The sequence below is a fragment of the Brevundimonas sp. genome (assembly GCF_003248455.1).
GTDB lineage: Bacteria > Pseudomonadota > Alphaproteobacteria > Caulobacterales > Caulobacteraceae > Brevundimonas.
Genome location: NZ_QFNM01000024.1, coordinates 1 through 24,204 on the forward strand (window position 1 = coordinate 1; position 24,204 = coordinate 24,204).

The window sequence follows — 24,204 nt, forward strand, 5'->3', positions numbered from 1 at the left end:
AGCTGCGCGGCTCGGCCTGTTGCTCACCCCACGCTGCGAGGCGTAACTAACCCAAGGACTCTGGTCGCCGCTGGATGAAAACTCAGAGGCACGTCACCAAGCTTGTCGTAATCGACGGCGTTGCGACGGGCGACGTCACCCGAGGCGGACAGGACGTTGATGCGGAAGGCCGCATTGTCGCTGATGCGCCAGTTCTGGTCGATTGTGCCGCGCCAGTAGCTATCCGTACCCCCGCCCAGAGAGAGATTGGTGAAATCGACCAGCTTGGGCGTCTTGGACGATAGGTTGATCGAACCGCCGCCTGAGCCACGGCCGGAATAGGCAGAGTCAGGCCCCTTCACGACTTCGACCTGCTCCAGGTTGAAGACCTCCCGCTGCTGGCCGCCTGTGTCGCGCACGCCGTCCACGAAGATATTGTTGCCGGAGGACTGACCGCGGATGAAGGGACGGTCGGCCAGCGGCTGGCCACCTTCACCGGCCCCGAAGGTGATGCCAGGCGACGTACGCAACAAATCCTGAAGCGACGTCGCGCCGATCTGTTCGATCACCTGTTGAGGAATGACGGTGACGTTACGCGGCGTGTCGAGCAGCGGGGCGACGTATTTGGACGATTCCGGTTCGCGTTTGCGAATATGGCCATTGACATCGATGGTGCCCAGGTTGGCGGGCTGCTGCTGATCGGCGGCGGCGATCACGCCGTCCTCGGCCACATCTGCGGCGAAGGCGGGGACGGCGACCAGCATGCCGGCGGCGCTGGAGGCGAACAGGAGCGCGCGGAGAGAGGCGGCGCGAGAGTCGGACATGATTTTGCGACCTTTTGGTCTGATTTTGCGATGCGGTCGCAATAACCAGCTTCAATATGTCGCACAAGCGAAATTGCGAATAAATCGCAGTTCGTCAGCCCACCGCCGTCATAGTCCTCGGCGCCTCGTCCAGATCCAGCCAGGTCGGGTCGGGCATGGCGCGGTGCGCGGCGGCCAGGGCCTCGGACCAGCGACGGCCCAGGTCCCGGAAATAGGGATCGTCGGCGTCGATTCGCCGCTCCATGCCGGTCAGACGGTCGCGCGGCATGACGATCAGGTCCAGCGGCGGCCCCACGGCGATGTTGGACCTGATGGTGGAATCGAACGAGATCAGCCCCAGCTTCACCGCCTCGGACAGGGGCGTCGAACTGTGCAGGGCCCGGTCCAGGATCGGCTTGCCGTATTTCAGCTCGCCGATCTGCAGATAGGGGGTGTCGGACCCGCATTCGATGAAGTTGCCCTGGCCGTAGATCAGGTAGAGGCCCATCTTGCCGCCCGCGATCTGGCCGCCCAGCAGCATGGAGGCGTTGACGTTCAGCGCGTCGGCGGTCGGCGAGGCCGGGGTGTTTATGGTGGCGCGCACCATGGCCATGGCGTGGCCCAGGATCTGGGCGGCGCGGAACAGGGTCGGCGCGCTCTCCAGCGTCTCGGGCGTTTCGGAATCCGGCAGGCGGACCCCGGCCGCCACCGTCGCCAGCGCCGTCTGCGTGACCGACAGATTGCCCGCCGTCGCCACCGCCAGCACCCGCTCGCCGGTCCGTTTGACGATATGCAGCTTGCGATAGGACGAGATGTTGTCCACGCCCGCATTGGTGCGCGTGTCGGCGATCATCGCCAACCCCTCGTCCACCAGCATGCCCACGCAATAGGTCACGTCGTTCTATCCGCTCCCCGCGTTGCGAACCGCACGACGCTAACAGATTCGCGCGTCATGCCTATCGGGGCCATCCGCCCGACTGCAGTTGTTGCTGGTTCTGTTGCACAGGCCGCACATGGAGGGCGACCGTCAGCCGTTCCTGGCCGCCGCCATAACTGGTTCCCCGAATGGGCGTGGCCCCCAGCGCATCCAGGCCCACGGCGACGCGGACATAGTGTTCGGTCGGGCAGACGCCGTTGGCGGGATCGAAGCCGACCCATCCCAGATCCTGGACCCAGGCCTCGGCCCAGGCGTGGGCGGCGTCCTGGTCGTGCTGCCCGTCCTGGCGGCTGAGATGGCCCGAGACGTAGCGCGCCGGAACGCCCAGCACCCGGGCGGCGGCGATGAAGATCTGGGCGTGGTCCTGGCAGACGCCGCGTTTCTGGCCGAAGGCCTCGGCCGCCGTGTGGGTCGCGGAGGTCGCCCCGACCTCGAAGGCCACGTCCTGATGCAGGGCGCCCATCAGGGCGTGCAGGCGCGCCAGCGTCGCCCCGTCGGGCACGGTCCTGGCGAAATTGACGATGGCGGCGTCCGCCCGCGTCAGGGGCGTCTCGCGCAGAAAGACCAGGGGCGACAGCCGCTCGGACAGGCCGCGCACCACGCCGCCGGTGTCGATGGTGGAGACCTCCCCGGTGACGCGGATGGTCAGGGCGTCGGTCGGCCGTTCGGTATAGAGGCTGTGGACGATATTGCCGAAGGCGTCCTCGCTGCGCCGCAGCCGGGCGTCAACGTCGGTCTCGATGCGCCAGTCGCGCACCTGCTGCCCCTCGCACGAGCGCGGCGTCAGGCGCAGGGTCTGGACGATGAACCGGGCCGCGCGGGCGTAGGTGTAGCGGGTGGAGTGGTCGATCCTGATCCGCATGGTCAGACCAGATACTGTTCGTGGATGGCGCCGGCCAGGGCGTTGTTCTCGGTCAGGAAGCCCTGGATGTATTCGTGCAGGCCGGACTGGAAGATATCCTCGATCTTGGCCTCGTTGAACTGGGTCAGGCGGTTGGACGCCAGCCGCTGGGCCGGACCGCGCCGGCCATAGTCGGCCGCCAACTTCTCCAGATAGGAGACGATCATGCCCTGGCACGAGGCCAGGGAGCGCGGCATCTGGCGGTTCAGCACCAAGAGGTCCGCCACCAGCCAGGGCCGCACGCTCTCGCGATAGACCCAGCGATAGGCGGTCAGGGCCGAGACCTCGCGCAGCAGCGTCGTCCACTGGAAATAGTCCAGTTGCCCGCCCACCCGCTCGCCGGGCGGCAGCAACAGGTGGTATTTGACGTCCAGCAGGCGGGCGGTGTTGTCGGCCCGCTCGATCGCCATCCCCAGCCGCAGGAACCAGTAGGCGTCGTTGCGCAACATGGTCCGCGACGAGGCGCCCTCGACCGCCAGGGAGGTCGATTTCACGAAGTCCAGGAAGTTGGTGAAGTCGTCCCGCCTGGACGGTTCGCCCAGTTCGTTCAGCCCGTTCCAGGCGCCGTTGATCGCCTCCCACAGCTCGATGGTCAGGGCGGTGCGGACCGAGCGGGCGTTGGTTCGCGCCTTGGTGATGCAGGCCTTGATCGAGGTGGAGTTGTCGTTGCCGAAAGCCAGATATTCGCGCACCGATTTTTCCGACGGGATACGGCCCGAGGCGTCGAAGGCGCCCTTGACCCCCGAAGAGGCGATGGCCCCGGCCCAGGCGGTCACGGCGGCCTGATCCTTGGCCGGCAGGGCGGCCAGGCGAATGGCCGCCTCCAGAATCCGCGCGAGAAAATCGGCCCGCTCCATGTAGCGGCCGGTCCAGTAAAGGCTGTCTGCGGTCCGGGAGAGCATCAGTTGTCCAGCACCCAGGTGTCCTTGGTTCCGCCGCCCTGGCTGGAGTTGACCACCAGCGAGCCCTCCTTCAACGCCACCCGCGTCAGCCCGCCCGGCGCGACCCGCACGCCCGCGGGGCTGGACAGGACAAAGGGCCGAAGGTCCACGTGGCGCGGCGACAGGCCCGGACCGTTCAGCGTCGGCGCCGTCGACAGGCTCAGCGTCGGCTGGGCGATGAAGTCGTCCGGGTCGGCGATCAGCTTGGCGCGGAAGGCCTCGATCTCGGCCTGGGTCGACGTCGGCCCGACCAGCATCCCGTATCCGCCCGATCCCCCGACCTCCTTGACCACCAGCTCCGGCAGCCGGTCCAGCACCGCCTTGAGCGCCTCCGGCTCGCGACAGCGCCAGGTCGGGACGTTCTTCAGAATGGCGTCCTCGCCGGTGAAGAAGCGGATGATCTCGGGCATGTAGGTATAGACGGCCTTGTCGTCGGCCACGCCCGTCCCGACCGCATTGGCCAGCGTCACCCGCCCGGCGAAATAGGCCGACATCAGCCCCGGCACCCCCACCGCCGAGTCCGGCATGAAGGTCAGGGGGTCGATGAAGTCGTCGTCGATGCGGCGGTAGATGACGTCGACGCGCTTGGGCCCCTCGGTCGTGCGCATGAAGACCGTGTCGTCGTTGACGAACAGATCGCCGCCCTCGACCAACTCCACCCCCAGCTTGTCGGCCAGGAAGCTGTGCTCGTAATAGGCCGAGTTGAACGGCCCCGGCGTCAGCACGACGATGGTCGGATCGGCCCCCGCGCCCGCCGGCGCCGAGGCCTGGAGCGAACGCAGCAGCATGTCGGTGTAGATTTCGACCGGCCGCACCGCATGTTCCGCGAACAGGTCGGGGAACAGCCGCATCATCATCTCTCGGTTCTCCAGCATGTAGGAGACGCCGGACGGGGTGCGGACGTTGTCTTCCAGCACATAGAAGCCGTCCTCGCCCGTGCGGACCAGATCGACGCCCGAGATGTGGCACCAGACGTCGCCCGGCGGACGGCGGCCCTGCATTTCCGGCCGATAGTGCGGATTGGTCAGGACCAGGTCTGCGGGCACGATGCCGGCGCGGATGCATTCCTGCGGACCGTAGATGTCCTTCAAGAAGGCGTTGATGGCGGTGACGCGCTGCTTCAGCCCGCGCTCCAGCCCGCTCCATTCGTCGGCCCCGATGATGCGCGGCACGACGTCGAAGGGGATCAGCCGCTCGTTGGATTCCTCGTCGCCATAGACGGCGAAGGTGACGCCCATCCGGCGGAAGAACAGTTCCGCCTGTCGCGAACGCGCCTGCAGCAGGTCGGCCGGCGCGTTCTCCAGCCAGGCCGCCAAGGTCTTGTAGCTGTCGCGGATCGCACCCGACCCGCCGCCGCTCATTTCGTCGAAAGCTCTCGTCATCCGCCCCCGCCGCGTTGAGATCGCAGCTTGATCCCGGCGAAAGCGACTGTGCAACAGATTTGTTGCGTCGCAGCGTGGCTTTTCTACGCGGGGGCGTTTTTCAAGCCGCGACCGCCTTCATCGAAATCGCCGGATCGCCCAGTTTTTCGACGTTCACCGGCGTCGCCTTGGCGATCAGCTGCTTGCCGGCCATGAACTCGGGCGGAGCGTTGACGGCCTCGACGCAGACCACGCGGTCGCCGGCCAGATGGAACACCGCAAAGCCGCCCGCGCCCGGATCGCCGCGCACCACCTGGCGGTCGGCGTCGAACGGCAGGCCGGCGATCTGGAGCTTGTATTCGTATTGGTCGGACCAGAACCACGGAACCTCGGCCGCAGGTCCCGGCCGGCCGACGATGGCCGCCGCCGCCTGTTTGGCCTGTTCCAGGGCGTTGGGCACGCTCTCCAGCCTGTGACGCCGGCCGCCGTGGACCGGAATCGGGCGCCGCGTCATGTCGCCGACGGCGAAGACGGCCGGATCGCTGGTGCGCGCCTGGTCGTCCACCACCACCCCGTCGTCGCACAGCAGACCTGCCGAACGGGCCAGGCCGTCGCAGGCCAGGGCCCCGACCCCGACCAGGACCGCGTCCGCCCGCACCACCGATCCGTCCGCCAGGGTCACGCCGTCCCGCGCCACCGCCGTCACTTCGGCCCCGGTCAGGATTTCGACCCCGCGCGCCAGATGTTGCTGCGTGAAGAAGGCGGACAGCGTCTCCGACGCCACCCGCGCCAGCACGCGCGGCGCCCGTTCGATCACCACCGCCTCGGCGCCCAGCGCCCGGGCCGAGGCCGCGGCCTCCAGCCCGACATAGCCGCCGCCGACCACCGCCAGCCGTTTGCCCGGCCCCAGCACGGCCTTCAGCCGCTCGGCGTCCCTCAGCGTGCGCAGTTCCAGCAGGTCGGGATGATCTCCGCCCGGAACCGGCAGCTTCCGCGCCGTCGATCCGGTCGCCAGGACCAGCAGGTCATAGGACTCGGACGAGCCGTCGTGGAAGGCGACCGTCTTGGCCTCCGGGTCCACGGACACGGCGACCGTCGAGGGCCGGAAGTCGATGTTCTGCTCGGCGTAGAAGCTGAGCGGGCGCAGCAGCAGGGCCTCCAGATCGGCCTCGCCCTTCAGCCAGGCCTTGGACAGGGGCGGGCGCTGATAAGGGGGCGCATCCTCCTGGCCCGCCAGCACTATGGGGCCGTCGTGCCCGTACTGACGCAGAAACGCCGCGACGGACCCGCCGGCGTGCCCGGCGCCGATGATCAGAACCTTGGTCATGGGGGTGGTGTAGAGTGGCGAGAAGCGAGTGGCGAGTGGCGAGATCACCTCCTGCCGTCGACAACCCCGCCGCAAACCCTTGCCCGACACGCCAGACCGCTCAAACTCGCCACTCGCCACTCGCCACCTATCCCTTGACCGTTCCACCGTTACAGCATAGTGGAACGTGCATGACGACCCCGCCCGCCCTCGACGCCCTCTATGACGCCCTGCTCTCTTTGCGGACGCGCGAGGAGATCGACGCCTTCCTGGCCGACCTCTGCACCCCGGCGGAACTGCGCGCCTTCGCCGAGCGGTGGCAGGTGGCGCGGCTGCTGGACGCCGGCGGCAAGTCCTATCGCGAGATCGCGGCCGAGGCCCACGCCAGCCCCACCACCGTCGTCCGCGTCGCCCGTTATCTGAAAGACATGCCGCACCAGGGATACCGTATCGCCCTGGACCGGCTGAACGCCTGAGAGTTCCCCCATGAGCACCGTCCAGGGCCGGCTTCGCATCGCCGTCCAGAAATCCGGCCGTCTGGCCGACCGCAGCCTCGACCTGATCCGCGACGCGGGCCTGAAGTGGGTCAAGGGCCACAACGATCTGCTGTATCGGGTCGAGAACTATCCGATCGACCTGCTGCGCGTCCGCGACGACGACATCCCCACCTTCGTGGCGGACGGCGTCTGCGACCTGGGGATCGTCGGCGAGAACGTGCTGGAGGAAGGCCGCAACGGCGGGCCCAACGCCGCCATCGTCATGCCGCTGGGCTTCGGCCGCTGCAACCTGAAGATCGCCACGCCCCCGACCCTGGCCTATGACGGCCCGGCCTCGCTGGAGGGCCTGCGCATCGCCACCTCCTATCCCAAGATCCTGCGCCGCTTCCTCGACGAGCGCGGGGTCAGGGCCGAGATCGTCGTCATGCGCGGCGCCGTCGAGGTCGCGCCCCGGCTGAAACTGGCCGCCGCCATCTGCGATCTGGTTTCGACCGGCGCGACGCTGGAGGCCAACGGCCTGGGCGCCAGGGACACGGTGCTGGAAAGCCAGGCTGTCCTGATCCAGTCCCCGGTCGCGCCCGAGCCGGGCCTGCAACACCTGCTGGACAGCGTCATCGAGCGGATGTCCGGCGTCGTATCCTCGCAGGGCGCCAAATACGTCATGCTGAACGCCCCGCGCGCGGCTCTGGACCAGATCACCGCCATCCTGCCCGGCGCCGGCTCGCCCACCGTCATGCCCCTGTCGGGCCGCGACGACGCGGTCGCCGTCCACGCGGTGTGCCAAGAGGCCGTCTTCTGGGAGACGCTGGAGAAGCTGAAGGCCGCCGGCGCCTCGGCCATCCTGGTCCTGCCCATCGAGAAGATGATGTGATGACCGCCGCCTTCAAACGCATCGACTGGTCGTCCCTCGACGCCGCCGGGAAAGAGGCCGCCCTGGCCCGCCCGGCCCAACGCACCGCCGGGGACGTGACCGAGGCGGTCCGCGCCATCCTGGACGACGTGCGCCAGCGCGGCGGCGCGGCGGTCACGGAGTGGTGCCTGAAGCTGGACAAGGCGCCCCCCCGCCGCATCGCCATCACCGAACAGGCGGCGGCCCAGGCCCGCAACGCCCTGCCCCCCGGCGACGTCCGCGCGCTGCGGATGGCCGCTGACAACATCCGCGTCTTCCACCAGGCGACGAAGCCCGAGGACACCGAATTCGTCGAGACCACGCCGGGCGTGCGCTCGAAACTGGCCTGGCGTCCCATCGCCTCGGCCGGCCTCTACATCCCCGGCGGCACCGCGCCGCTGTTTTCCTCCCTGCTGATGCTGGCCATTCCGGCCGGGGTCGCGGGCGTGGGCCGGCGCGTCGCCGTCACCCCGCCGGACAAGGAGGGAGGCGTCCATCCCGCCATGATCCTGGCCGCCGCCGAGGCGGGCCTAGACGCCATCTGGCTGATGGGCGGCGCCCAGGCCATCGCCGCCCTGACCTTCGGCGTCGAGCTTGAGGACGGGATCATCCCCGCCTGCGACAAGCTGTTCGGTCCCGGCAACGCCTATGTGGCCGAGGCCAAGAAGCAGGCGTCCGCTCTTCCCGGCGGCCCCGCCGTCGACATGCCCGCCGGCCCGTCCGAACTGATGGTCGTGGTCGACCGCGACGCCGCGCCCGAGATCGCCGCCGCCGACCTGCTCAGCCAGGCCGAGCACGATGCGGACGCGCAAGTCATCCTGGTCTCCACCAGCCGCGCCACCATCGACTACATCCTGACCGAGGTTGAGGTTCAGGTCGCGACCCTGCCGCGCCAGGCCATCGCCCGCGCATCCCTGAACGAGGCCCGAGCCATCCTTGTGCGCGACCTGGACGCCGCCTGCGAGGCGATCAATCTGTACGGCCCCGAACACCTGGCGCTTCAGGTCGACGATCCCGAGGCCCTGATCCCCTCCATCAAGGCCGCCGGCGCCGTCTTCGTCGGCCGGTTCGCCGCCGAAACCCTGGGCGACTACGCCGCCGGCCCCAGCCACGTCCTGCCCACCGACGGCGGCGCCCGGACGCTGGGCGGCGTCGCCACCGCCAGCTTCATGACTTCGATGTCCGTTCAGATGGTCGATGCAGCCGGCGCCCGCGCCCTGGCCCCCATCGCTGCGCGCCTGGCCCGGATGGAGGGCCTGGAGGCCCACGCCCGCGCCGCCGACCTGAGGGCCGAAGGATGACGGTTGTCGGCACGGATTCAGTGAAGAGTGCGAGTGAGCAAAGAGGTGAGCGGAGTCGCGCGCCCTTCGCCGTTCTGAAGCTCACCTCTTGCTCACTAGCACTCTTCACCCAGACAAACCTCACCCCGGCCCTCCCATACGAAGCCGCCCGATGACCCTGCCCGCCCCCTATCCCCCGCTGGTCTCCGGCGGCGACGGCCTGGACCGCTATCCGTCCGATCCGAAGGCCCTGGCCGCCCGCATGGCCGCGATCTACGGCGCGCCCGCCGACCAGGTGCTGCCGGTGCGCGGCCTGACCCATGGGCTGGAGTTGGCCTGGCGCCTGGCCGCCCGGGACGGCGGCTCGGTCGAGGCGCCGAAGGCCGAACCCTATGACAGTCTCGCCGCCATCTATCCGGCCAAGGGCGAACCCGCCGCCGTCGTCGTCCGCGCCCTCGGCTCGCCCGAAGCCGTCGCCGAAATGGCCGCCCGCGTCGCCCCCGCCCTGCTGGTGGTGGACGAGGGGCTGATCGAATTCTCCGACAACGTCTCGGCCGTCACGGTCGTCCCCGACCAGCCCAACCTGGTCGTGCTGCGCAGCCTGTCGCTGGCCTATGGCCTGGCCGGCGCCCGTGTCGGGGCGGCCATCGCGCAACCCCAGACCCTGGCCCGGCTGGCTTCCGTCGTGGAACCCTATGCTCTGCCCGAGCCCCTGGCGCGGCTGGCGCATCAGGCGCTGGACCCGTCGCGGATGATCGAAACCGCCGAACGGATCGCCTCGGTTCGGCGCGAGCGCGAGCGGATCGTTCGGGAGTTGGCCCGCCAGATGCCGGTCGAGCCGGGCGTCGGCCCCATCGTCATGACGCGGCCGGAAGACCCCGCCGCCGCCCTCGCCGCGCTGACGGCCTATGGCGTCGAGGCCGACCTGTCGGGCGACCGGCTGCGCCTGCCCGTCTCGATCAGGCCCGAGGTCAACGACAGGCTGTTGGCCGCCTTCGGCCTGACGCCGGCCAAGCGCCGTCCGCCCCGCATCGGCCAGGCCGTGCGCGACACCAAAGAGACTCGCATCGTCTGCGCCGTCGACCTGGACGCCCCCGGCCCCGTGAAGATCGAAACCGGCGTCGGCTTCTTCGACCATATGCTGGAGCAGATCGCGGCCCACGGCGGCTTCTCCCTGCGGCTGCAATGCCAGGGCGACCTGCACACCGATCCGCACCACACCATCGAGGACAGCGCCATCGCGCTCGGCCAGGCGCTGAAACAGGCGCTGGGCGAAAGGAAGGGCATCGCCCGCTACGGCTTCGTCCTGCCGATGGACGAGGCCAGGGCTGCGGTCTCCATCGACCTGTCCGGCCGTCCCTATCCGGTGTTCGAGGGCACGTTCGAGACCCCCTTCATCGGCGACTACCGCACCGACCTGACCGCCCATGTCTTCCGTTCGCTCGCCGAGGCCATGGGCGCGGCCGTCCACATCACGGTCACGGGCCAGGACGACCACCACAAGACCGAAGCCGTCTACAAGGCCTTCGGCCGCGCCCTGCGCCAGGCGATCCGCGTCGAGGGCGACGCGGTGCCCAGCACCAAGGGGGTGCTGTGATGATCGCCCGTCAGATCCTCCCCCGTGAAGCGCAGCGGAACGGGGGAGGGGGACCGCGAAGCGGTGGAGGGGGCGAAGCCACACTCCGTCGTCCGACGTTCAAAACCCAGCCTGCTTTTGCCCCCTCCACCACCCTTCGGGCGGTCCCCCTCCCCCGCTTCGCGGTGGAGGATCTCTGATGGAAGTCGCCGTCATCGCCTATGGCGCGGGCAACATCGCCTCGGTCCAGTTCGCGCTGGAGCGGCTGGGCGCGACCGTGCGCCTGACCGACGATCCCGTCGTGATCGCAGAGGCCGAGCGGGTCATCCTGCCTGGCGTCGGGGCGGCCGGCTACGCCATGCGTCGCCTGTCCGAGCTGGGATTGGTCGAGCCGATCCGCGCCTTCCCCCGCCCCCTGCTGGGCGTCTGCCTGGGCCAGCAGCTATTGTTCGGAACCAGCGACGAGGGCGAGGGCGTCGATCTGCTGGACCTCATTCCCGGGGCCGTGACCCGCCTCGAACCGGCGGGCGGTCTGCCCGTGCCGCACATGGGCTGGAGCCGTCTGACCGCCGACCGCGACGACCCGCTGCTGGAGGGGATCGCCGACGGCGCCTACGCCTATTTCGTCCACGGTTTCGTCTGCCCCGACGGACCCGCCACCCTGGCGCGCGCCGACTATGGCGGCGTCGTCCCGGCCGTGGTGCGATCCGCCAACCGCTGGGGCTGCCAGTTCCACCCCGAACGCTCGGCCGAGGCTGGGGCGACCATTCTCGAGAATTTCCTGGGCCTGTCATGCTGATCTATCCCGCCATCGACCTGAAAGACGGCGTCTGCGTGCGGCTGATGCACGGCGATTTCGACCAGGTGACGCGCTATGACGAGGATCCGGCCGCGCGCCTGACCGCCTTCGCCGCCGAAGGGGCCGAGTGGATCCACATCGTCGATCTGGACGGGGCCGAGGCGGGCGAGGCGGCGCAGCACGTCCTGATCGGCGAACTGATCCAGGCCATCGACGTCAAGGTCCAGTCGGGCGGCGGGGTGCGCGGCGCCAACGACGTGGCCAAGCTGTTGGACTCCGGCGTCTCGCGCGTCGTGGTCGGCTCCCTGGCCGTGACCCAGCCCAACGACGTCGCCGCCTGGCTGAAGGGGTTCGGGATCGAACGCATCACCCTGGCCCTGGACGTCAAGATCGAGGACGGCGTTCCCGTGCCTGCGCTGAAGGGCTGGACCCAGTCGTCCGGCGTCACCCTGTGGCAGGCGCTGGACCGATATCCCAAGGGAACGGCCAAACATCTGCTGGTCACGGACGTCGGCCGCGACGGGGCCCTGACCGGGCCGAACCTGGACCTGCTGGCCGAGATTCGTCAGCGCCGCCCCGACCTGGTGCTTCAGGCCTCGGGCGGGGTCTCGTCCCTGGACGACATCGCCGCGATCAAGGCTCTGGGCTGTAACGGCGCCATCGTCGGCCGCGCCCTCTATGAAAACCGCTTCACCCTGCCCGAAGCCATAGCCACGGCCAGACGGTCGTGACCGTGCAGTCTTCAGACAAAAGGGCGGTCAAGTGACCGCGCGCCGTATCGTCCCCTGCCTGGACGTCAAGGACGGCCGGGTGGTCAAGGGCGTGAAGTTCGTCGGCCATGCGGACATGGGCGACGCCGCCGAACTGGCCGCCCGTTATCGCGATGCGGGCGCCGACGAACTGGTCTTCTACGACATCACGGCCAGCCCGGAGGGGCGGACGCTGGACTATGGCTGGATCAGGGACATCGCCCGTCTGCTGGACATCCCCTTCTGCGTCGCGGGCGGCATCCGCAGCGTGGATCAGGCCGCCCGCTGCCTGGACCACGGCGCGGACAAGGTGTCGATCAACTCTCCCGCCCTGGAGCGGCCCGAACTGATCGCGGAAATGGCCGAACGGCTGGGCGGCCAGTGCGTGGTCGTCGGCGTCGACAGCCGGTTCGAGGACGGCGACTGGGTGGTTCACAAATACACCGGCGATCCCGACGCGCGCCGCCGCGCCGGCAAGCGCACCCTGGACTGGCTGGATGAGGCGCAAGGCTTGGGCGCCGGCGAGATCGTGCTGAACTGCATCGATCAGGACGGCGTTCGGCGCGGCTATGACATCGAACAACTGTCCGCCGCCCGCGCGCGCCTGACCATCCCGCTGATCGCCTCGGGCGGCGCCGGCGCGCCCGAGCATTTCAGGGACGTGTTCGAACAGGCCGACGTGTCCGGCGCCTTGGCCGCCAGCGTCTTCCACACCGGCGCAATCGCCATTCCCGACCTCAAGACCTATTTGGCGGATCAGGGGTTGGAGATGAGGGTATGATGTCAAATCTCCGCTCATCCCCGCGAAAGCGGGGACCCAGCGCTTTGGGCGATCATCGTCGCCGACCTTTCGCAGCCTTTTATCCAACGTCAGACAAAAGAACTGGGTCCCCGCTTTCGCGGGGATGAGCGGTGAATAGATTGATCGACCCCGACACCATCGACTTCGCAAAAGGCGACGGCCTGGTTCCCGTGGTGGTGCAGGACGCCGCCACGCTTCAGGTCCTGACCCTGGCCTATATGGACCGGGCGGCGCTGGACGAGACCATCCAGTCCGGCGAGGCGACTTTCTTCTCGCGGTCGCGCGGCGGGCGCTGGAGGAAGGGCGAGACCTCGGGCGACCGTTTGCACGTCGTGTCCATCACGTCCGACTGCGACAGCGACGCCCTGGTGCTGGGCGTGCGTCCGGTCGGAAACGCCTGCCACCTCGACCGGACCAGTTGCTTCGGCGACGCCGACGCGCCGGGCCTGGGCCGCATCGCCCGGCTGGAACAAACCATCGCCGTGCGCGCCGCCGCCGATCCGTCCGAAAGCTGGACCGCCAAGCTGATCGCCCAAGGCCCCAAACGCATCGCCCAGAAGGTCGGCGAAGAGGGGGTCGAGACCGCCCTGGCCGGCGTCGCGGGCCCCGACGAGGAACTCGCCAGCGAGGCTGCGGATTTGCTCTATCACCTGCTCGTGCTTCTCCATGCCCGTAACATGGTGTTTCAGGACGTGCTGGATGTGTTGGCCTCGCGTGCGGAAGCGGGCAAAGCCAGCAGCTAGGCCGTAAAGGCGTGCGTCCCGAAAAATGGGACAGTCGAGGGAAAATCGATGGCGGCTCTCATTCTGTTCGGCGGCGGCGGCGATCTGGCGATGCGGATGCTGCTGCCGTCGTTGTATTTTCTCGAACGCGACGGCCTGCTGCCCGACGGACTGAAGATCATCGGCGCCGCCCGTTCCGAGGAAACCGCCGAAGAATATGTCGCCAAGGTCCACGAGGCGGTGAAGCCGCGCGCCGAGGCCGACCAGGCATGGGACGAGGACAGCTGGTCCCGGATGAAGGCGCGGCTGGACTATCTGGCGGTCGACGCGACCTCGGCCGACAGCCTGAAACCGCTGAAGGCCAAGGTCGGAGACGGCGAGGTCACATCCTTCCTGGCCGTGTCGCCGTCGCTCTACGCCCGCATCGTCACGGCGATGAAGGCGGCCGGCCTGGCCGACAGGAACTGCCGCATCGTCCTGGAAAAGCCGGTCGGGCGCGACCTGGCTTCCTTCCTCGAAATCGACGACGCCGTGGGCCACGCCTTCGACGAGAACCAGGTGTTCCGCATCGACCACTACCTGGGCAAGGAGACGGTGCAGAACCTGATCGCCCTGCGCTTCGGCAACACCATTTTCGAGCCGCTGTGGAACAACTTGTCCATCGACCACGTCCAGATCACCATCGGGGAGACCGTGGGGGTCGGCGACCGCTGGCCCTATTACGACGAATACGGCGCCCTGCGCGACATGGTGCAGAACCATATGCTGCAGCTGTTGTGCCTGGTGGCGATGGAACCGCCCAGCGACCTGGACCCGGATTCGGTGCGCAACGAAAAGGTCAAGGTGCTGCGCTCCTTGCGCCCCATCACCTCCGACGAGGCCGAGCGCGTCACCGTGCGCGGCCAGTATGTGGCCGGCGTCAGCGAAGGCGAGCCGGCCAAGGGCTATGACGAGGAACGCGGTGCCGATTCCGACACCGAGACCTTCGTCGCCATTCGCGCCGACATCGACAACTGGCGCTGGGCCGGCGTGCCCTTCTTCATGCGGACCGGCAAACGCCTGCCGGAGAAGCGCACCGAGATCGTCATCCAGTTCAAGCCGGTGCCCCACTCCATCTTCGGCCAAGACGATCGGGGCGAGGTCCAGGCCAACCGGATGGTCATCGAACTGCAGCCCGAGGAAGACATCTCCCTGACCGTGATGAACAAGCGGCCGGGTCTCGATCAACGCATGCAGCTGCAGCCGATCAAGATGAGCCTGTCGTGGGGGGTGCCCAATTCGGGGGACGGCGAGGGCGAGGCCCCGCCGCGCCGCCGCATCGCCTACGAGCGCCTGCTGCTGGACGCGATGGCGGGCGATTCGACCCTGTTCGTCCGCCGCGACGAGGCGGAACAGGCCTGGAAATGGGTCGACGAGGTGTCCGACGCCTGGGCCGAATCCGGCCTGAAGCCCGCTCCATATGTCGCCGGAACCTGGGGTCCCGACAGCGCCGACACGCTGATGATGCGGACGGGCCGTGACTGGAACACGACCGATGTCTGAGTTCGGCCCCATCGAAGCCTTCCCCTCCGTCGACGCCTGGGCCGAGGCCATCGCGGGGCGTCTGGCCGAGACGCTGGGCGCCGCCGTCCGCGACAGGGGCGCCGCCCTGTTCGCCGGGCCGGGCGGGTCGACCCCGGCCCCGGTCTATCGCCGTCTGGCCGCGACCGATCTGGACTGGTCGAAGGTCGCCGTGACCCTGGTGGACGAACGCTACGTTCCCGAGACCTCGCCCGAATCCAACGCCCGGCTGATCCGCGACGTGCTGTTGCAGGACAGGGCGGCGTTCGCCCGCTTCATCCCCCTCTATTCGCCCGAGGTGACGGTGGACCGGGCCGCCATCGTTGCGGCCCACGCCCTGGCCGATGCGGGCGGACGGTTCGATGCGGTCCTTCTCGGCATGGGAGAGGACGGCCATATCTGCTCCATGTTCCCGGAAAGCCCGACGCTGAAGACGCTCCTGACGTCCACGCTGAAGCCGACCGTCCTGGGCGTGCCCCGCGGCCGCGACGGCATGGCGCCCAGCCTGGAGCGGCTGTCGATCAACCTGCCCTATCTGATGTCGGCGGGGCGCGTAATCCTGGGCCTGAAGGGCCAGACCAAGCGCCGGGTGTTCGAGGAACAGGCCGCCGGCGACCCGAAGATCCAGCCCATCGCCGCCCTGGTCGCGGCCGATGTCCCCCTTGAAGTTCTGTGGACGGAGGAAGGCTGATGGCCCCCCGAAGCGAAGTGCATCCCACGGTCGCCGCCGTCACCGCCCGCATCGTCGAGAAAAGCCGCGAGACGCGCGCCGACTACATCCGCCGCATGGACGCCGCGCGCGACAGCGGCGCCGGGCGCGCCAAACTGTCGTGCGCCAACTGGGCCCACGCCTTCGCCGGCCAGACCATCGCCGACAAGCTGACGGCCATGGACGGGTCCAGGCCCAATCTGGGCATTGTCACCTCCTATAACGACATGCTGTCGGCCCATCAGCCGTTCGAGCGTTTCCCCGATGTCGTGCGAGCCGCCGTGCGCGAGGTCGGCGCCACGGCCCAGGTCGCCGGCGGAACCCCCGCTATGTGCGATGGCGTGACGCAGGGGCGGCCCGGCATGGAGCTGTCGCTGTTCAGCCGCGACGTCATCGCCATGTCGACCGGCGTGGCCCTGACCCACGACGCCTTCGACGCCGGACTGATGCTGGGCGTCTGCGACAAGATCGTGCCCGGCCTGTTCATGGGCGCCCTGGCCTTCGGCCACCTGCCGGTCGTCTTCGCCCCCGCAGGCCCGATGCCGTCGGGCATTCCGAACGCGGAAAAGGCCCGCGTCCGCGCCGAATACGCCCAGAACAAGGTGGATCGCCAGACCCTGCTGGAAAGCGAGATCGGCAGCTATCACTCGCCCGGCACCTGCACCTTCTACGGCACCGCCAACTCCAACCAGATGATGATGGAGCTGGGCGGCCTGCACATGCCCTCGACCGCCTTCGTCCACCCCGACACCGGCCTGCGCGACGCCCTGACGGCGGCGGCGGCGAAACGGGCGGTCGAACTGGCCCGCAGCGGCGAATGCCGCATGGCAGACGTCATCAGCGAAAAGTCCATCGTCAACATGATCGTGGCCCTTCTGGCCACGGGGGGGTCGACCAACCACGCCATCCACCTGGTCGCCATGGCCCGGGCGGCGGGGGTGCTGATCGACTGGACCGACATGGACGAACTGTCGTCGGTCACGCCGCTTTTGGCGCGGGTCTATCCGAACGGGTCGGCCGACGTGAACGCCTTCCAGGCCGCCGGCGGCGTCGCCTTCGTCGCCCGCGAACTGGCCCAGGCGGGCAACATCCACAGCGACGTGACCACCATCATGGGCAAGGGAATCGAACCCTATTTCCAGGAGCCGTCGATGGTGGACGGCGAACTGGTCTGGCGCGACGGCGTGACCGAAAGCCTGGACCGCGACATCCTGCGCCCCGCCTCCGACCCGTTCGACCGCGAGGGCGGCTTGCGTCTGGTCAAGGGCGATCTGGGCCGGGCGGTCATCAAGATTTCGGCCGTCAAGCCCGAGAACCGCATCGTCGAGGCCCCCGCCGCCGTGTTCGAGACCCAGGAAGACGCCCTCCAGGCCTTCAAGGACGGCAAGCTGTTCCGCGACGTGGTGGTCGTGTTGCGCTTCCAGGGCCCCAAGGCCAACGGCATGCCGGAATTGCACAGCCTGTCGCCGGCCTTGTCGGTGATCCAGGACAAGGGGTTCAAGGTCGCCTTCGTCACCGACGGCCGCATGTCGGGCGCCAGCGGCAAGACCCCCGCCGCCATCCACGTCTCGCCCGAGGCCCTGGCCGGCGGCCCCCTGGCCCATGTCCAGGACGGCGACATCATCCGCCTGGATGCCGAGGCCGGGGTCCTGACCACGGTCGGGATCGCCGATCTGACCGCCCGCCCCCTGGCCGCCCGGTCCCAGGTCAACGCCGAAGGCTCGTCCTGGGGCTATGGCCGCGAACTGTTCGGCGCCTTCCGCCACGTGGTCACGACGGCCGAACAGGGGGCGACCGTCTGTTTCGCCGTCCCGCCCGGCTCTCGCGGCCATGACGACACCCCGCCCAACCCCAACTTCGTCGACCGGACCGTGGACGCCTGATCCACCGAACCGAGCGCAGGAAACGCTTCATGAACGACAAGACCCTTCTCGTCGGCCCCCAGCTTGTCGGGGACGTCGGCGGCACCAACGCCCGTTTCGCCGTGGCCCGGATGGTGGACGGCAGGCCCGTGCTGGACCACCACGAAAGCTTCCCGGCCGAGACCTATCCCACCTTCCTGGAAGGGGTCGCCGCCTTCATCGACGGCTGCGAGGTCAAGCCGACCGGCGGCGTGATCGCCGTGGCCGGCCCCGTCACCGACGGCGCCATCGACCTGACCAACTCGCCCTGGCAGGTGTCGGAGAGCGAGCTTCAGACCCTGGGCCTCAAGCCGGTCAAGCTGATCAACGATTTCGAGGCCTTGGCCTGGGGCGCGCCCATCGTGCCGGAAGACCAGTTGGAAAGCCTGGGCGGTCCGGTCGACGGCGATCCGCATTCGACGGTCGCGGTGCTGGGCCCCGGCACCGGCTTCGGGGTCTCGGCTCTGGTCCGCGACGCCCATGGCCGGGAGATGGCCATGCCCTCCGAGGGCGGGCACGCCTGTTTCCCGCCTGGCGATCCGGTCGAGGACGAGATCCTGCGCATCCTGCGCCGCCGCTACGACCGCGTTTCCATCGAACGGCTGATCTGCGGTCCCGGCCTGCTGAACATGCACCGCGCCCTGGCCGAGATCGACGGGCGCGAGACCCACATCGACGATCCGGCCCAGATCACCCAGACGGCGATGGCCGATCCGAACAGTCCGTGCGGCGCGACCCTGGCCCGGTTCTGCGCCATACTGGGCGCCGTCGCCGGCGACATCGCCCTGACCACGGGCGCGCGCGGCGGCGTCTATATCGCCGGCGGCATCGTTCCGCGCATCCTGCCCTTCATCAAGGCCAGCCCCTTCCGCCAGCGGTTCGAGCGCAAGGGCCGCTTCAAGGCCTATATGTCCGAGATTCCGACCAAGGTGATCATGCACAAACACGCTGCCCTGCTGGGCGCAGCGCGGGTCGCCTTCGCCGAGGCGGAGGGCTGAAGTCCGCCCCGGCGATCACGTAAATCTCACGGCGACGTGAACCGAACCGGCGCCGTGACGTTTTCTCGTCTCCACCATGGAGAGGAAACCCAGATGAAAAAGTTCGCCATCGCCGCCGCGTCGCTGTTCGTGCTGTCGGGCGTCGCGGCCTGCGGCGAAAGCGCCGCCGACAAGGCCGCCGAGAAGCGCGCCGACGCCATCGAGGCCACGGGCGAAGCCCACGCCGACCAGCTGGAGGCCCAGGCCGCGACCGCCCCGACCCAGGCCCAGTCTGATGCGCTGAACGCCCAGGCCGACCAGGTCGAGAAGAACGCCGACCGCAAGGCCGACCAGGTCGAGCAGCAGGGCGGCAACGCCGACGGCGGCATGACCACGTCGAACACGCCGTCGACCCACTAATCCGTCCACGGATGATCCGGCCCCCGTCGTTCGCGACGGGGGCTTTTTCGCATCCGGCCGTCAGTCGATGCAGAGGGTCGGACCGACCTTGCCGTTCGTGACCGTGGCGTGACAGCCGAAGCGGTCGCTGGTCGCCTGGCACACGCCGGCGGACGCCGTTCCCGCAGCGATCCCCGCATTGCCCTCGACGCGGCAATCGCCCTGGCACTGATCGCCGTCGGTGCAACGGTTGCCGGCGTCGGCGTAGCGGATCACGCACCGCCAGATCTGCATCCGCCCGACCTGTTTCATGACGCCCCCGCGCGTCGCGCAGGCCGCGGCCTCGGCGCTCTGGAGAGGGGCGTCCGATCCGGCCCCCGTCGTGGTCTGCGGCGTGCAGGCCGCCGCCAGGATGGCGACGGCGGCGATGAGGGAAATGCGGATCATGAAACTTGCCCTTTGGCGAAGCCCGACCAGACGTCGTCGTAGTCCAGCTGCATCTGCGGTGAGTCCGACGCCCATTTCGTGATGCGGATCGGCGCGCGCGTCTCGAACATGAAGGCCAGGGTGTCTTCGATCTTGTGCGGCTTCAACTCGGCCTTGATCGCGGCCTCGTAGCTGGCCTGGTCGGGACCATGGCCGCTCATGCGATTGTGCAGCGACGCCCCACCCGGCGCGAAACCGCCCGCCTTGGCGTCATAGGCGCCCGTGACCAGCCCCATGAACTCGCTCATGACGTTCCGATGGAACCAGGGCGGCCGGAAGGTGTGTTCGGCCACCATCCAGCGCGGCGGGAAGATGACGAAGTCGATATTGGCCGTGCCGGGCGTCTCGGACGGGCTGGTCAGGACGGTGAAGATCGACGGATCGGGGTGGTCGTAGCTGACCGTGTTGATCGTGTTGAACCGCGCCGTGTCATAGCGGCAGGGCGCCAGATTGCCGTGCCAGGCGACGACGTCCAGCGGGCTGTGATCGAAGGTCGTGACCCACAGACGGCCGCCGTATTTCTGAATGCACTGGGTCGGGCGGTCCAGGTCCTCATAGGCCGCGCCCGGGGTCTCGAAATCGCGCGGATTGGCCAGGCCGTTGGCCCCGATCGGGCCAAGGTCGGGCAGGCGGAACGGCCCGCCGTAATTCTCGCAGACATAGCCCCGCACCGGCCCTTCCACCTCGACGCGGAAGCGGACGCCGCGGGGGATCAGGACGATGTGACCCGGCTCGGCCTCGACGACGCCCATCTCGGTCACGAACCGATGCGCCCCCTGCTGCGGCACGATCAGCAGTTCGCCGTCGGCGTCGTAGAAGACCCGGTCGGTCATCGAACGATTGGCGACATAAAGGTGTATGCCCGCCCCGGCCCCGGCGTCGGGTTCGCCGTTTCCGCCATAGGTCGTCAGCCCCTCGACCCAGTCGGTCGGAGTTTCGGGGATCGGCAGCGGGTCCCATCGCATCCGATTGGGATTGGGCGGCGTCTCGTCGAACGGGCCGGACCGCACGCGCCCCTGGTCGAAGACGACATAGGGGCCGTGCTGGGCCGAGGGGCGAAGACGATAAAGCCAGCTTCTGCGGTTCTCGGCGCGCGGGGCGGTGAAAGCCGTGCCCGACAGCTGTTCGGCATAGAGGCCCATCGGCGTCGTCTGCGGCGAGTTCTGCCCCTGCGGCAGGGCGCCGGGCACGGCCTCGGTCGCGAAATGATTGCCGAAGCCGGTCATATAGGCGGGCGCGTTGGATCGCGTCATGTCGTGTCTCCCTATGGCGCCCGGTTTAGCCGCCGCACGCGCCAGCGTCACCTGCCGCAAGGGGCGCGGTCAGCCCTTGGACGGCAGAAAGGGGGAGAAGGTGATCACGGTGAAGGTGTCGCGCACATGCGGGCGCGTCTGGACCTGTTTGGTCACGAAGGTCCCGATGTCGGCCTCGCGCGGCAGGTTGAACTTGGCGAGCAGATCGTGTTGGCCCGAGGTCGAATAGACCTCCGACACATTCTCCACATTGTCCACGATGTCGGCCGCCACATCGTTGGCGTAGCCCAGCTCGCATTTGATGAAGACGAAGATGGCGGTCATCATGGCCGTGGCCTTCCTGAAGTTCGGACGCCTTCTAGCCGATGGCGACCGCCTCCGAAACGCCTGACGACGGGATCAGTGCAGCCGCTTGCTGACCCAGACCAACGTCGGTTCGTCCTCGACCGGCGCGACCTGGAAGCCCATGTCGTTCTCGACCTGCAGGGCGGCGTGGTTGGCGCGGTCCTCCAGCGATTCGATCACAGAATAGCCGCGCGACCGGGCTTCGGCGACCAGCCGCTCCAGCAGGGTCCACCCGATTCCCTGCCCTTTCAGGTCGCCGCGCAGCAGGATGGCCGCCTCGGCCCTTTCGCCCGCCGCGTCGCCGGCCAGGACGGCGGTCGCCGCCACCGCCCCGTCCTCGCCCCAGGCGATCAGGCTTTCGCCATCTGCGGACGGCTTCTCGATCAGGGCCACGAGTTGGTCGTGGCCCGGCGCTCTCAGGGTGGACAGGAAGCGGAACCGCATGTCCTCCGGCGTCACCTTGGCGAAGAAGGCGGCCAGGGCGCGCTCGTCCTCGTCGCGCGCGCGGCGGACATCCAGGCGCAGGCCGGTGCGGGTGACGAGCCGTTCGCGATCAAGCAGGGTCATGGGGTTCTCCTTCATGCCGCTCCATCGCCTGTCCACAGCCCTCGCGCCTTGACCTCGATCAAGATCGGGCGGCGTCCGCGCCGGTGAAACAATATGTTCCAACCCAGGCCGGCGAAGCGGGGGCCGCGCGCTTTGGCATCGCCGACGGCCTGGGATAAGCAGGAACCGACGGGCCGGTCGACGGCCTCATACGCTCCCGCCGCATCGGGACCGCAGGAGACAGACATGGCCCATGATCGCGTCAGCGTGCTTCAGGCGCTCCAGACCCAGGGCGTGTGCCCCGTCTTCTATCACCCGGACCCCGAGGTCAGCCTGAACGTCATCCGCGCCTGCGCGCGCGGCGGGGCCCCGGTGGTCGAGTTCACCAATCGCGGCGACTTCGCCTGCGACCTGTTCGGCGAGATCAATCGCGAACTGATCAGGACCGATCCCGAGGTGGTGCTGGGCATCGGCTCGGTGGTCGATAGCGGCACGGCGGCGCTTTATCTGAACCGGGGCGCGCGCTTCGTGGTCAGCCCCTGCCTGATCCCGGACGTGGCCAGGGTCTGCAACCGGCGCATGGTCGCCTATTTCCCCGGCTGCGGCTCCGTGACCGACATCGGCGAGGCGCACGAACTGGGCTGCGACATCGTCAAACTGTTTCCCGGTTCGTCGGTCGGCGGGCCGGACTTCGTCAAGGCGGTCAAGGGCCCCATGCCCTGGGTCAAGATCATGCCGACGGGCGGCGTCGACCCCGACGAAGCCTCCATCGCCAAATGGTTCGGCGCCGGCATCGTGGCGGCGGGCATGGGATCGAAACTGGTGACGGACGCGGCGGTCAAGGCCGGCGACTGGGCCGCCATCGAGACTTCGGTGCGCGCGGCCGTTGACGCGGTGGCCGCCTTCCGCGCCGCGACGGCCGCCTAAGCCTCAGCCAGCGGGACGGTCGTCCGGGGCGGCCGTCTGCGGTCGACGCGCCCCAGGGCCATCGTGGCGCGCGGCGTCGCGGCGGGCGCTCCCCTTGCGTTGCAGCAGGGGCGTCAGGGCCTTGCGCTCTTCGGGGGTCAGGGTGGCCAGCAGGGCGACCGCCCCGGTCTCCAGCCGCTGGCGGCCGCGCATCTCGGCGGCGCGCGACTGCTCCAGCAGGGTCTGGACGCGCTGGGCGTCCAGGGTCGGCTGGCCGGCCACGGCGACGGCTTCGCGCCGCGCCGCCCGGGCCGCCTCGAAGTCGGGACGGGCCGACAGGGCGGTTTCGCGCAGGGACGCGCGCACGCGCTGGCGCACCGCAGGGTCCAGCCCGGCCAGCACCTCGGCCAGCGGCCCTTCGCGGCCGCCCCGGCGTTGTTCCTCGATCCGCCGTTCGATCTTGTCGCGGCTGACGGCGTAGGTCACGCCTCCGGCCAGGGCGAACAGGTTCAGCGCGACCGACACGGCCAGGGCGATCTTCAAGACCCGTCCGCTCATCCCAGAACCTCGGTGTCGTCCACCCCGGTCAGGGAGGACTGATAAAGCACCGCATCCGCCCGCGCGTCCGCCGTCAGGTGGCTGGTCAGGCCGACGCCGGCCACCACCCCCGCACAGGTCGCAGCCGCCCAGCCGGCGCCCAGATACCAGACCGCCTGACGCCAGCGTCCGCGCGTCCGGGGTTTCGGCGCCGCCGCCAGAACCCGCTCCATCAAGGCCGCAGAGGGCGCCGTCGTCGGCGCCGCGTCCAGCAGGGCGTCCAGCGTCGCGGCCTCGTCCAGCACGGCCCGCAGCGACGGATCGGCGGCCAAAAGGCTTTCGGCCAAGGCGCGCTGGTCCGCCGGCCAGCGACGCAAATCCGCCCCATAGGCGTCCGCCAGAGCCTGCAACCGTTTCGCCTTCATCCTCTATCTCCCTTGCGCGCGCCCGGCGCCATGTCCGACAGCGCCTGACGCAAAGCGCGGCGACCGCGCGACAACAAACTCTCCAGGGCCTCGACGCTGATCTCCATCAGGGCGGCCGCCTCGATATTGGACAGCTCCTGATAGTGGCACAGCACGATGGCCTCGCGCTGACGGTCCGGCAGCTGTCTCAGCGCTTGCGCCACCCGCGCTCCGGTCTCGGCGGCCAAAAGCCCGCGATCCGGCCCCGGCCCGTCGTCCGGTCGATCCGGCGGGGCCTCGGTGGGGATTTCGCGCCGCCGTCTCAGCCGGTCGTAGCAGAGGTTCAATGCCACCCGGTGCAGCCAGGTGTCGAACCGCGCCCGGCCCGGCGCCCATTTCGGCGCCTGTCTCCAGGCCCGCAACAGGGTTTCCTGCGCCACGTCCTCGGCCTCGGCCGCGTCGCCCAGCATCCGTTGCGCCAGGGCGTGAATGCGCGGCAGCTTCAGCGCGACCAACGCCTGCGACGCCGCCGGGTCCCCCTGACCCACGCGGCGCACCAGATCCTCGTCGGGGTCGACGATCTCGACCAAGCCCGCCTCTTCCGCTGCTGACGAAAGGGACCGATTCGTCCACGACGGC

The 24,204-nt window shown here is 69.0% G+C and carries 26 protein-coding genes and 1 pseudogene; 14 read left to right on the forward strand and 13 right to left on the reverse strand.

All coding sequences use genetic code 11. The features are described 5' to 3' along the window. Positions 1 to 95 precede the first annotated feature (95 nt). The 6 genes and pseudogenes from DI624_RS10305 to DI624_RS10330 all read right to left on the reverse strand — a co-directional run. Positions 96 to 803 (reverse strand): annotated as a pseudogene (locus DI624_RS10305) (TonB-dependent receptor plug domain-containing protein); the annotation flags it as partial. Between the two features lie 94 nt (positions 804 to 897). Continuing rightward, positions 898 to 1,677 (reverse strand): peptidase, encoded by a 780-nt coding sequence (locus tag DI624_RS10310; protein WP_291538009.1) that lies wholly within the window; start codon positions 1,675 to 1,677, stop codon positions 898 to 900. Between the two features lie 61 nt (positions 1,678 to 1,738). Next, on the reverse strand, positions 1,739 to 2,581 hold the full coding sequence (locus DI624_RS10315) for a transglutaminase family protein (protein ID WP_291538011.1): 843 nt from the start codon (positions 2,579 to 2,581) through the stop codon (positions 1,739 to 1,741). Positions 2,582 to 2,583: 2 nt separating this feature from the next. Continuing rightward, complete coding sequence (locus DI624_RS10320) at positions 2,584 to 3,522, reverse strand: alpha-E domain-containing protein (RefSeq protein WP_291538013.1); 939 nt, start codon at positions 3,520 to 3,522, stop codon at positions 2,584 to 2,586. Continuing rightward, complete coding sequence (locus DI624_RS10325) at positions 3,522 to 4,943, reverse strand: circularly permuted type 2 ATP-grasp protein (protein WP_291538015.1); 1,422 nt, start codon at positions 4,941 to 4,943, stop codon at positions 3,522 to 3,524. The genes DI624_RS10320 and DI624_RS10325 overlap by 1 nt, the downstream gene beginning before the upstream one ends. 100 nt (positions 4,944 to 5,043) lie before the next feature. Further along, positions 5,044 to 6,249: an FAD-dependent oxidoreductase gene (locus DI624_RS10330; RefSeq protein ID WP_291538098.1), complete on the reverse strand. Its 1,206-nt coding sequence runs from the start codon at positions 6,247 to 6,249 to the stop codon at positions 5,044 to 5,046. A gap of 170 nt (positions 6,250 to 6,419) precedes the next feature. Here DI624_RS10330 and DI624_RS10335 point away from each other — a divergent pair, with 170 nt between their 5' ends. The 13 genes from DI624_RS10335 to DI624_RS10395 all read left to right on the forward strand — a co-directional run bounded on the left by DI624_RS10335 (position 6,420) and on the right by DI624_RS10395 (position 19,109). Next, complete coding sequence (locus DI624_RS10335; RefSeq protein ID WP_291538017.1) at positions 6,420 to 6,704, forward strand: YerC/YecD family TrpR-related protein; 285 nt, start codon at positions 6,420 to 6,422, stop codon at positions 6,702 to 6,704. Positions 6,705 to 6,714: 10 nt separating this feature from the next. Further along, complete coding sequence (hisG, locus tag DI624_RS10340; protein ID WP_291538019.1) at positions 6,715 to 7,596, forward strand: ATP phosphoribosyltransferase; 882 nt, start codon at positions 6,715 to 6,717, stop codon at positions 7,594 to 7,596. Continuing rightward, complete coding sequence (hisD, locus tag DI624_RS10345; protein WP_291538021.1) at positions 7,596 to 8,915, forward strand: histidinol dehydrogenase; 1,320 nt, start codon at positions 7,596 to 7,598, stop codon at positions 8,913 to 8,915. Before hisG ends, hisD begins: the two co-directional genes overlap by 1 nt. Before the next feature lie 151 nt (positions 8,916 to 9,066). After that, positions 9,067 to 10,491: an imidazoleglycerol-phosphate dehydratase HisB gene (gene hisB, locus DI624_RS10350; protein ID WP_291538023.1), complete on the forward strand. Its 1,425-nt coding sequence runs from the start codon at positions 9,067 to 9,069 to the stop codon at positions 10,489 to 10,491. A 178-nt stretch (positions 10,492 to 10,669) separates the two neighbouring features. Beyond that, on the forward strand, positions 10,670 to 11,269 hold the full coding sequence (gene hisH, locus DI624_RS10355; protein WP_314187683.1) for an imidazole glycerol phosphate synthase subunit HisH: 600 nt from the start codon (positions 10,670 to 10,672) through the stop codon (positions 11,267 to 11,269). Further along, positions 11,263 to 12,000, forward strand: coding sequence for a 1-(5-phosphoribosyl)-5-[(5-phosphoribosylamino)methylideneamino]imidazole-4-carboxamide isomerase (gene hisA, locus DI624_RS10360; protein WP_291538024.1), 738 nt, complete (start codon positions 11,263 to 11,265; stop codon positions 11,998 to 12,000). Before hisH ends, hisA begins: the two co-directional genes overlap by 7 nt. Before the next feature lie 31 nt (positions 12,001 to 12,031). Continuing rightward, positions 12,032 to 12,799, forward strand: coding sequence for an imidazole glycerol phosphate synthase subunit HisF (gene hisF / locus DI624_RS10365; protein WP_291538027.1), 768 nt, complete (start codon positions 12,032 to 12,034; stop codon positions 12,797 to 12,799). A 140-nt stretch (positions 12,800 to 12,939) separates the two neighbouring features. Beyond that, complete coding sequence (gene hisIE, locus DI624_RS10370; RefSeq protein WP_291538104.1) at positions 12,940 to 13,563, forward strand: bifunctional phosphoribosyl-AMP cyclohydrolase/phosphoribosyl-ATP diphosphatase HisIE; 624 nt, start codon at positions 12,940 to 12,942, stop codon at positions 13,561 to 13,563. 48 nt (positions 13,564 to 13,611) lie between these two features. After that, entirely contained in the window at positions 13,612 to 15,084 is a 1,473-nt protein-coding gene (gene zwf / locus DI624_RS10375; protein ID WP_291538030.1) for a glucose-6-phosphate dehydrogenase, read from the forward strand. Next, on the forward strand, positions 15,077 to 15,793 hold the full coding sequence (gene pgl / locus DI624_RS10380; protein ID WP_291538032.1) for a 6-phosphogluconolactonase: 717 nt from the start codon (positions 15,077 to 15,079) through the stop codon (positions 15,791 to 15,793). Before zwf ends, pgl begins: the two co-directional genes overlap by 8 nt. Then, a complete protein-coding gene (gene edd, locus DI624_RS10385; RefSeq protein WP_291538034.1) occupies positions 15,793 to 17,694 on the forward strand; it encodes a phosphogluconate dehydratase in 1,902 nt (633 codons plus the stop codon). The genes pgl and edd overlap by 1 nt, the downstream gene beginning before the upstream one ends. 29 nt (positions 17,695 to 17,723) lie before the next feature. Further along, positions 17,724 to 18,710: a glucokinase gene (gene glk / locus DI624_RS10390; protein ID WP_291538037.1), complete on the forward strand. Its 987-nt coding sequence runs from the start codon at positions 17,724 to 17,726 to the stop codon at positions 18,708 to 18,710. A gap of 93 nt (positions 18,711 to 18,803) precedes the next feature. Further along, the gene (locus DI624_RS10395; protein WP_291538040.1) at positions 18,804 to 19,109 is read left to right on the forward strand and encodes a hypothetical protein; all 306 of its coding nucleotides are present in this window, start codon (positions 18,804 to 18,806) and stop codon (positions 19,107 to 19,109) included. Positions 19,110 to 19,169: 60 nt separating this feature from the next. Here DI624_RS10395 and DI624_RS10400 read toward each other — a convergent pair whose 3' ends face one another. The 4 genes from DI624_RS10400 to DI624_RS10415 all read right to left on the reverse strand — a co-directional run bounded on the left by DI624_RS10400 (position 19,170) and on the right by DI624_RS10415 (position 21,739). Continuing rightward, positions 19,170 to 19,535, reverse strand: a complete 366-nt coding sequence (locus DI624_RS10400) for a hypothetical protein (RefSeq protein ID WP_291538044.1) — start codon at positions 19,533 to 19,535, stop codon at positions 19,170 to 19,172. Then, positions 19,532 to 20,827 (reverse strand): homogentisate 1,2-dioxygenase, encoded by a 1,296-nt coding sequence (gene hmgA / locus DI624_RS10405; RefSeq protein WP_291538047.1) that lies wholly within the window; start codon positions 20,825 to 20,827, stop codon positions 19,532 to 19,534. Before hmgA ends, DI624_RS10400 begins: the two co-directional genes overlap by 4 nt. A gap of 69 nt (positions 20,828 to 20,896) precedes the next feature. After that, positions 20,897 to 21,154, reverse strand: coding sequence for an Lrp/AsnC ligand binding domain-containing protein (locus DI624_RS10410; protein WP_269220611.1), 258 nt, complete (start codon positions 21,152 to 21,154; stop codon positions 20,897 to 20,899). A gap of 72 nt (positions 21,155 to 21,226) precedes the next feature. Further along, positions 21,227 to 21,739, reverse strand: a complete 513-nt coding sequence (locus tag DI624_RS10415; protein ID WP_291538051.1) for a GNAT family N-acetyltransferase — start codon at positions 21,737 to 21,739, stop codon at positions 21,227 to 21,229. Between the two features lie 225 nt (positions 21,740 to 21,964). On the opposite strand from DI624_RS10415, the gene DI624_RS10420 reads away from it, so the two are divergent. After that, positions 21,965 to 22,645, forward strand: coding sequence for a bifunctional 4-hydroxy-2-oxoglutarate aldolase/2-dehydro-3-deoxy-phosphogluconate aldolase (locus DI624_RS10420; protein ID WP_291538053.1), 681 nt, complete (start codon positions 21,965 to 21,967; stop codon positions 22,643 to 22,645). A gap of 3 nt (positions 22,646 to 22,648) precedes the next feature. Here DI624_RS10420 and DI624_RS10425 read toward each other — a convergent pair whose 3' ends face one another. Genes DI624_RS10425 through DI624_RS10435 form a run of 3 tightly spaced genes read right to left on the reverse strand, consistent with a single transcriptional unit; the run spans position 22,649 to position 24,155 of the window. After that, positions 22,649 to 23,182 carry a periplasmic heavy metal sensor gene (locus DI624_RS10425; protein WP_291538055.1) on the reverse strand — a complete coding sequence of 178 codons (534 nt, stop codon included), beginning with the start codon at positions 23,180 to 23,182 and terminating at the stop codon, positions 22,649 to 22,651. Continuing rightward, positions 23,179 to 23,586, reverse strand: coding sequence for a hypothetical protein (locus tag DI624_RS10430; RefSeq protein ID WP_291538057.1), 408 nt, complete (start codon positions 23,584 to 23,586; stop codon positions 23,179 to 23,181). The genes DI624_RS10425 and DI624_RS10430 overlap by 4 nt, the downstream gene beginning before the upstream one ends. Further along, complete coding sequence (locus DI624_RS10435; protein WP_291538058.1) at positions 23,583 to 24,155, reverse strand: RNA polymerase sigma factor; 573 nt, start codon at positions 24,153 to 24,155, stop codon at positions 23,583 to 23,585. Before DI624_RS10435 ends, DI624_RS10430 begins: the two co-directional genes overlap by 4 nt. Positions 24,156 to 24,204: the final 49 nt, after the last annotated feature.

Excerpts from the sequence above, each read along its gene's own strand:
- DI624_RS10315 (WP_291538011.1), bottom strand. The coding sequence starts at position 2,581 with ATGCGGATCAGGATCGACCACTCCACCCGCTACACCTACGCCCGCGCG.
- DI624_RS10320 (WP_291538013.1), bottom strand. The coding sequence starts at position 3,522 with ATGCTCTCCCGGACCGCAGACAGCCTTTACTGGACCGGCCGCTACATG.
- DI624_RS10325 (WP_291538015.1), bottom strand. The coding sequence starts at position 4,943 with ATGACGAGAGCTTTCGACGAAATGAGCGGCGGCGGGTCGGGTGCGATC.
- DI624_RS10330 (WP_291538098.1), bottom strand. The coding sequence starts at position 6,249 with ATGACCAAGGTTCTGATCATCGGCGCCGGGCACGCCGGCGGGTCCGTC.
- DI624_RS10335 (WP_291538017.1), top strand. The coding sequence starts at position 6,420 with ATGACGACCCCGCCCGCCCTCGACGCCCTCTATGACGCCCTGCTCTCT.
- hisG (WP_291538019.1), top strand. The coding sequence starts at position 6,715 with ATGAGCACCGTCCAGGGCCGGCTTCGCATCGCCGTCCAGAAATCCGGC.
- hisD (WP_291538021.1), top strand. The coding sequence starts at position 7,596 with ATGACCGCCGCCTTCAAACGCATCGACTGGTCGTCCCTCGACGCCGCC.
- hisB (WP_291538023.1), top strand. The coding sequence starts at position 9,067 with ATGACCCTGCCCGCCCCCTATCCCCCGCTGGTCTCCGGCGGCGACGGC.
- hisH (WP_314187683.1), top strand. The coding sequence starts at position 10,670 with ATGGAAGTCGCCGTCATCGCCTATGGCGCGGGCAACATCGCCTCGGTC.
- hisA (WP_291538024.1), top strand. The coding sequence starts at position 11,263 with ATGCTGATCTATCCCGCCATCGACCTGAAAGACGGCGTCTGCGTGCGG.
- zwf (WP_291538030.1), top strand. The coding sequence starts at position 13,612 with ATGGCGGCTCTCATTCTGTTCGGCGGCGGCGGCGATCTGGCGATGCGG.
- pgl (WP_291538032.1), top strand. The coding sequence starts at position 15,077 with ATGTCTGAGTTCGGCCCCATCGAAGCCTTCCCCTCCGTCGACGCCTGG.
- edd (WP_291538034.1), top strand. The coding sequence starts at position 15,793 with ATGGCCCCCCGAAGCGAAGTGCATCCCACGGTCGCCGCCGTCACCGCC.
- glk (WP_291538037.1), top strand. The coding sequence starts at position 17,724 with ATGAACGACAAGACCCTTCTCGTCGGCCCCCAGCTTGTCGGGGACGTC.
- DI624_RS10395 (WP_291538040.1), top strand. The coding sequence starts at position 18,804 with ATGAAAAAGTTCGCCATCGCCGCCGCGTCGCTGTTCGTGCTGTCGGGC.
- DI624_RS10400 (WP_291538044.1), bottom strand. The coding sequence starts at position 19,535 with ATGATCCGCATTTCCCTCATCGCCGCCGTCGCCATCCTGGCGGCGGCC.
- hmgA (WP_291538047.1), bottom strand. The coding sequence starts at position 20,827 with ATGACGCGATCCAACGCGCCCGCCTATATGACCGGCTTCGGCAATCAT.
- DI624_RS10410 (WP_269220611.1), bottom strand. The coding sequence starts at position 21,154 with ATGATGACCGCCATCTTCGTCTTCATCAAATGCGAGCTGGGCTACGCC.
- DI624_RS10415 (WP_291538051.1), bottom strand. The coding sequence starts at position 21,739 with ATGACCCTGCTTGATCGCGAACGGCTCGTCACCCGCACCGGCCTGCGC.
- DI624_RS10420 (WP_291538053.1), top strand. The coding sequence starts at position 21,965 with ATGGCCCATGATCGCGTCAGCGTGCTTCAGGCGCTCCAGACCCAGGGC.
- DI624_RS10425 (WP_291538055.1), bottom strand. The coding sequence starts at position 23,182 with ATGAGCGGACGGGTCTTGAAGATCGCCCTGGCCGTGTCGGTCGCGCTG.
- DI624_RS10430 (WP_291538057.1), bottom strand. The coding sequence starts at position 23,586 with ATGAAGGCGAAACGGTTGCAGGCTCTGGCGGACGCCTATGGGGCGGAT.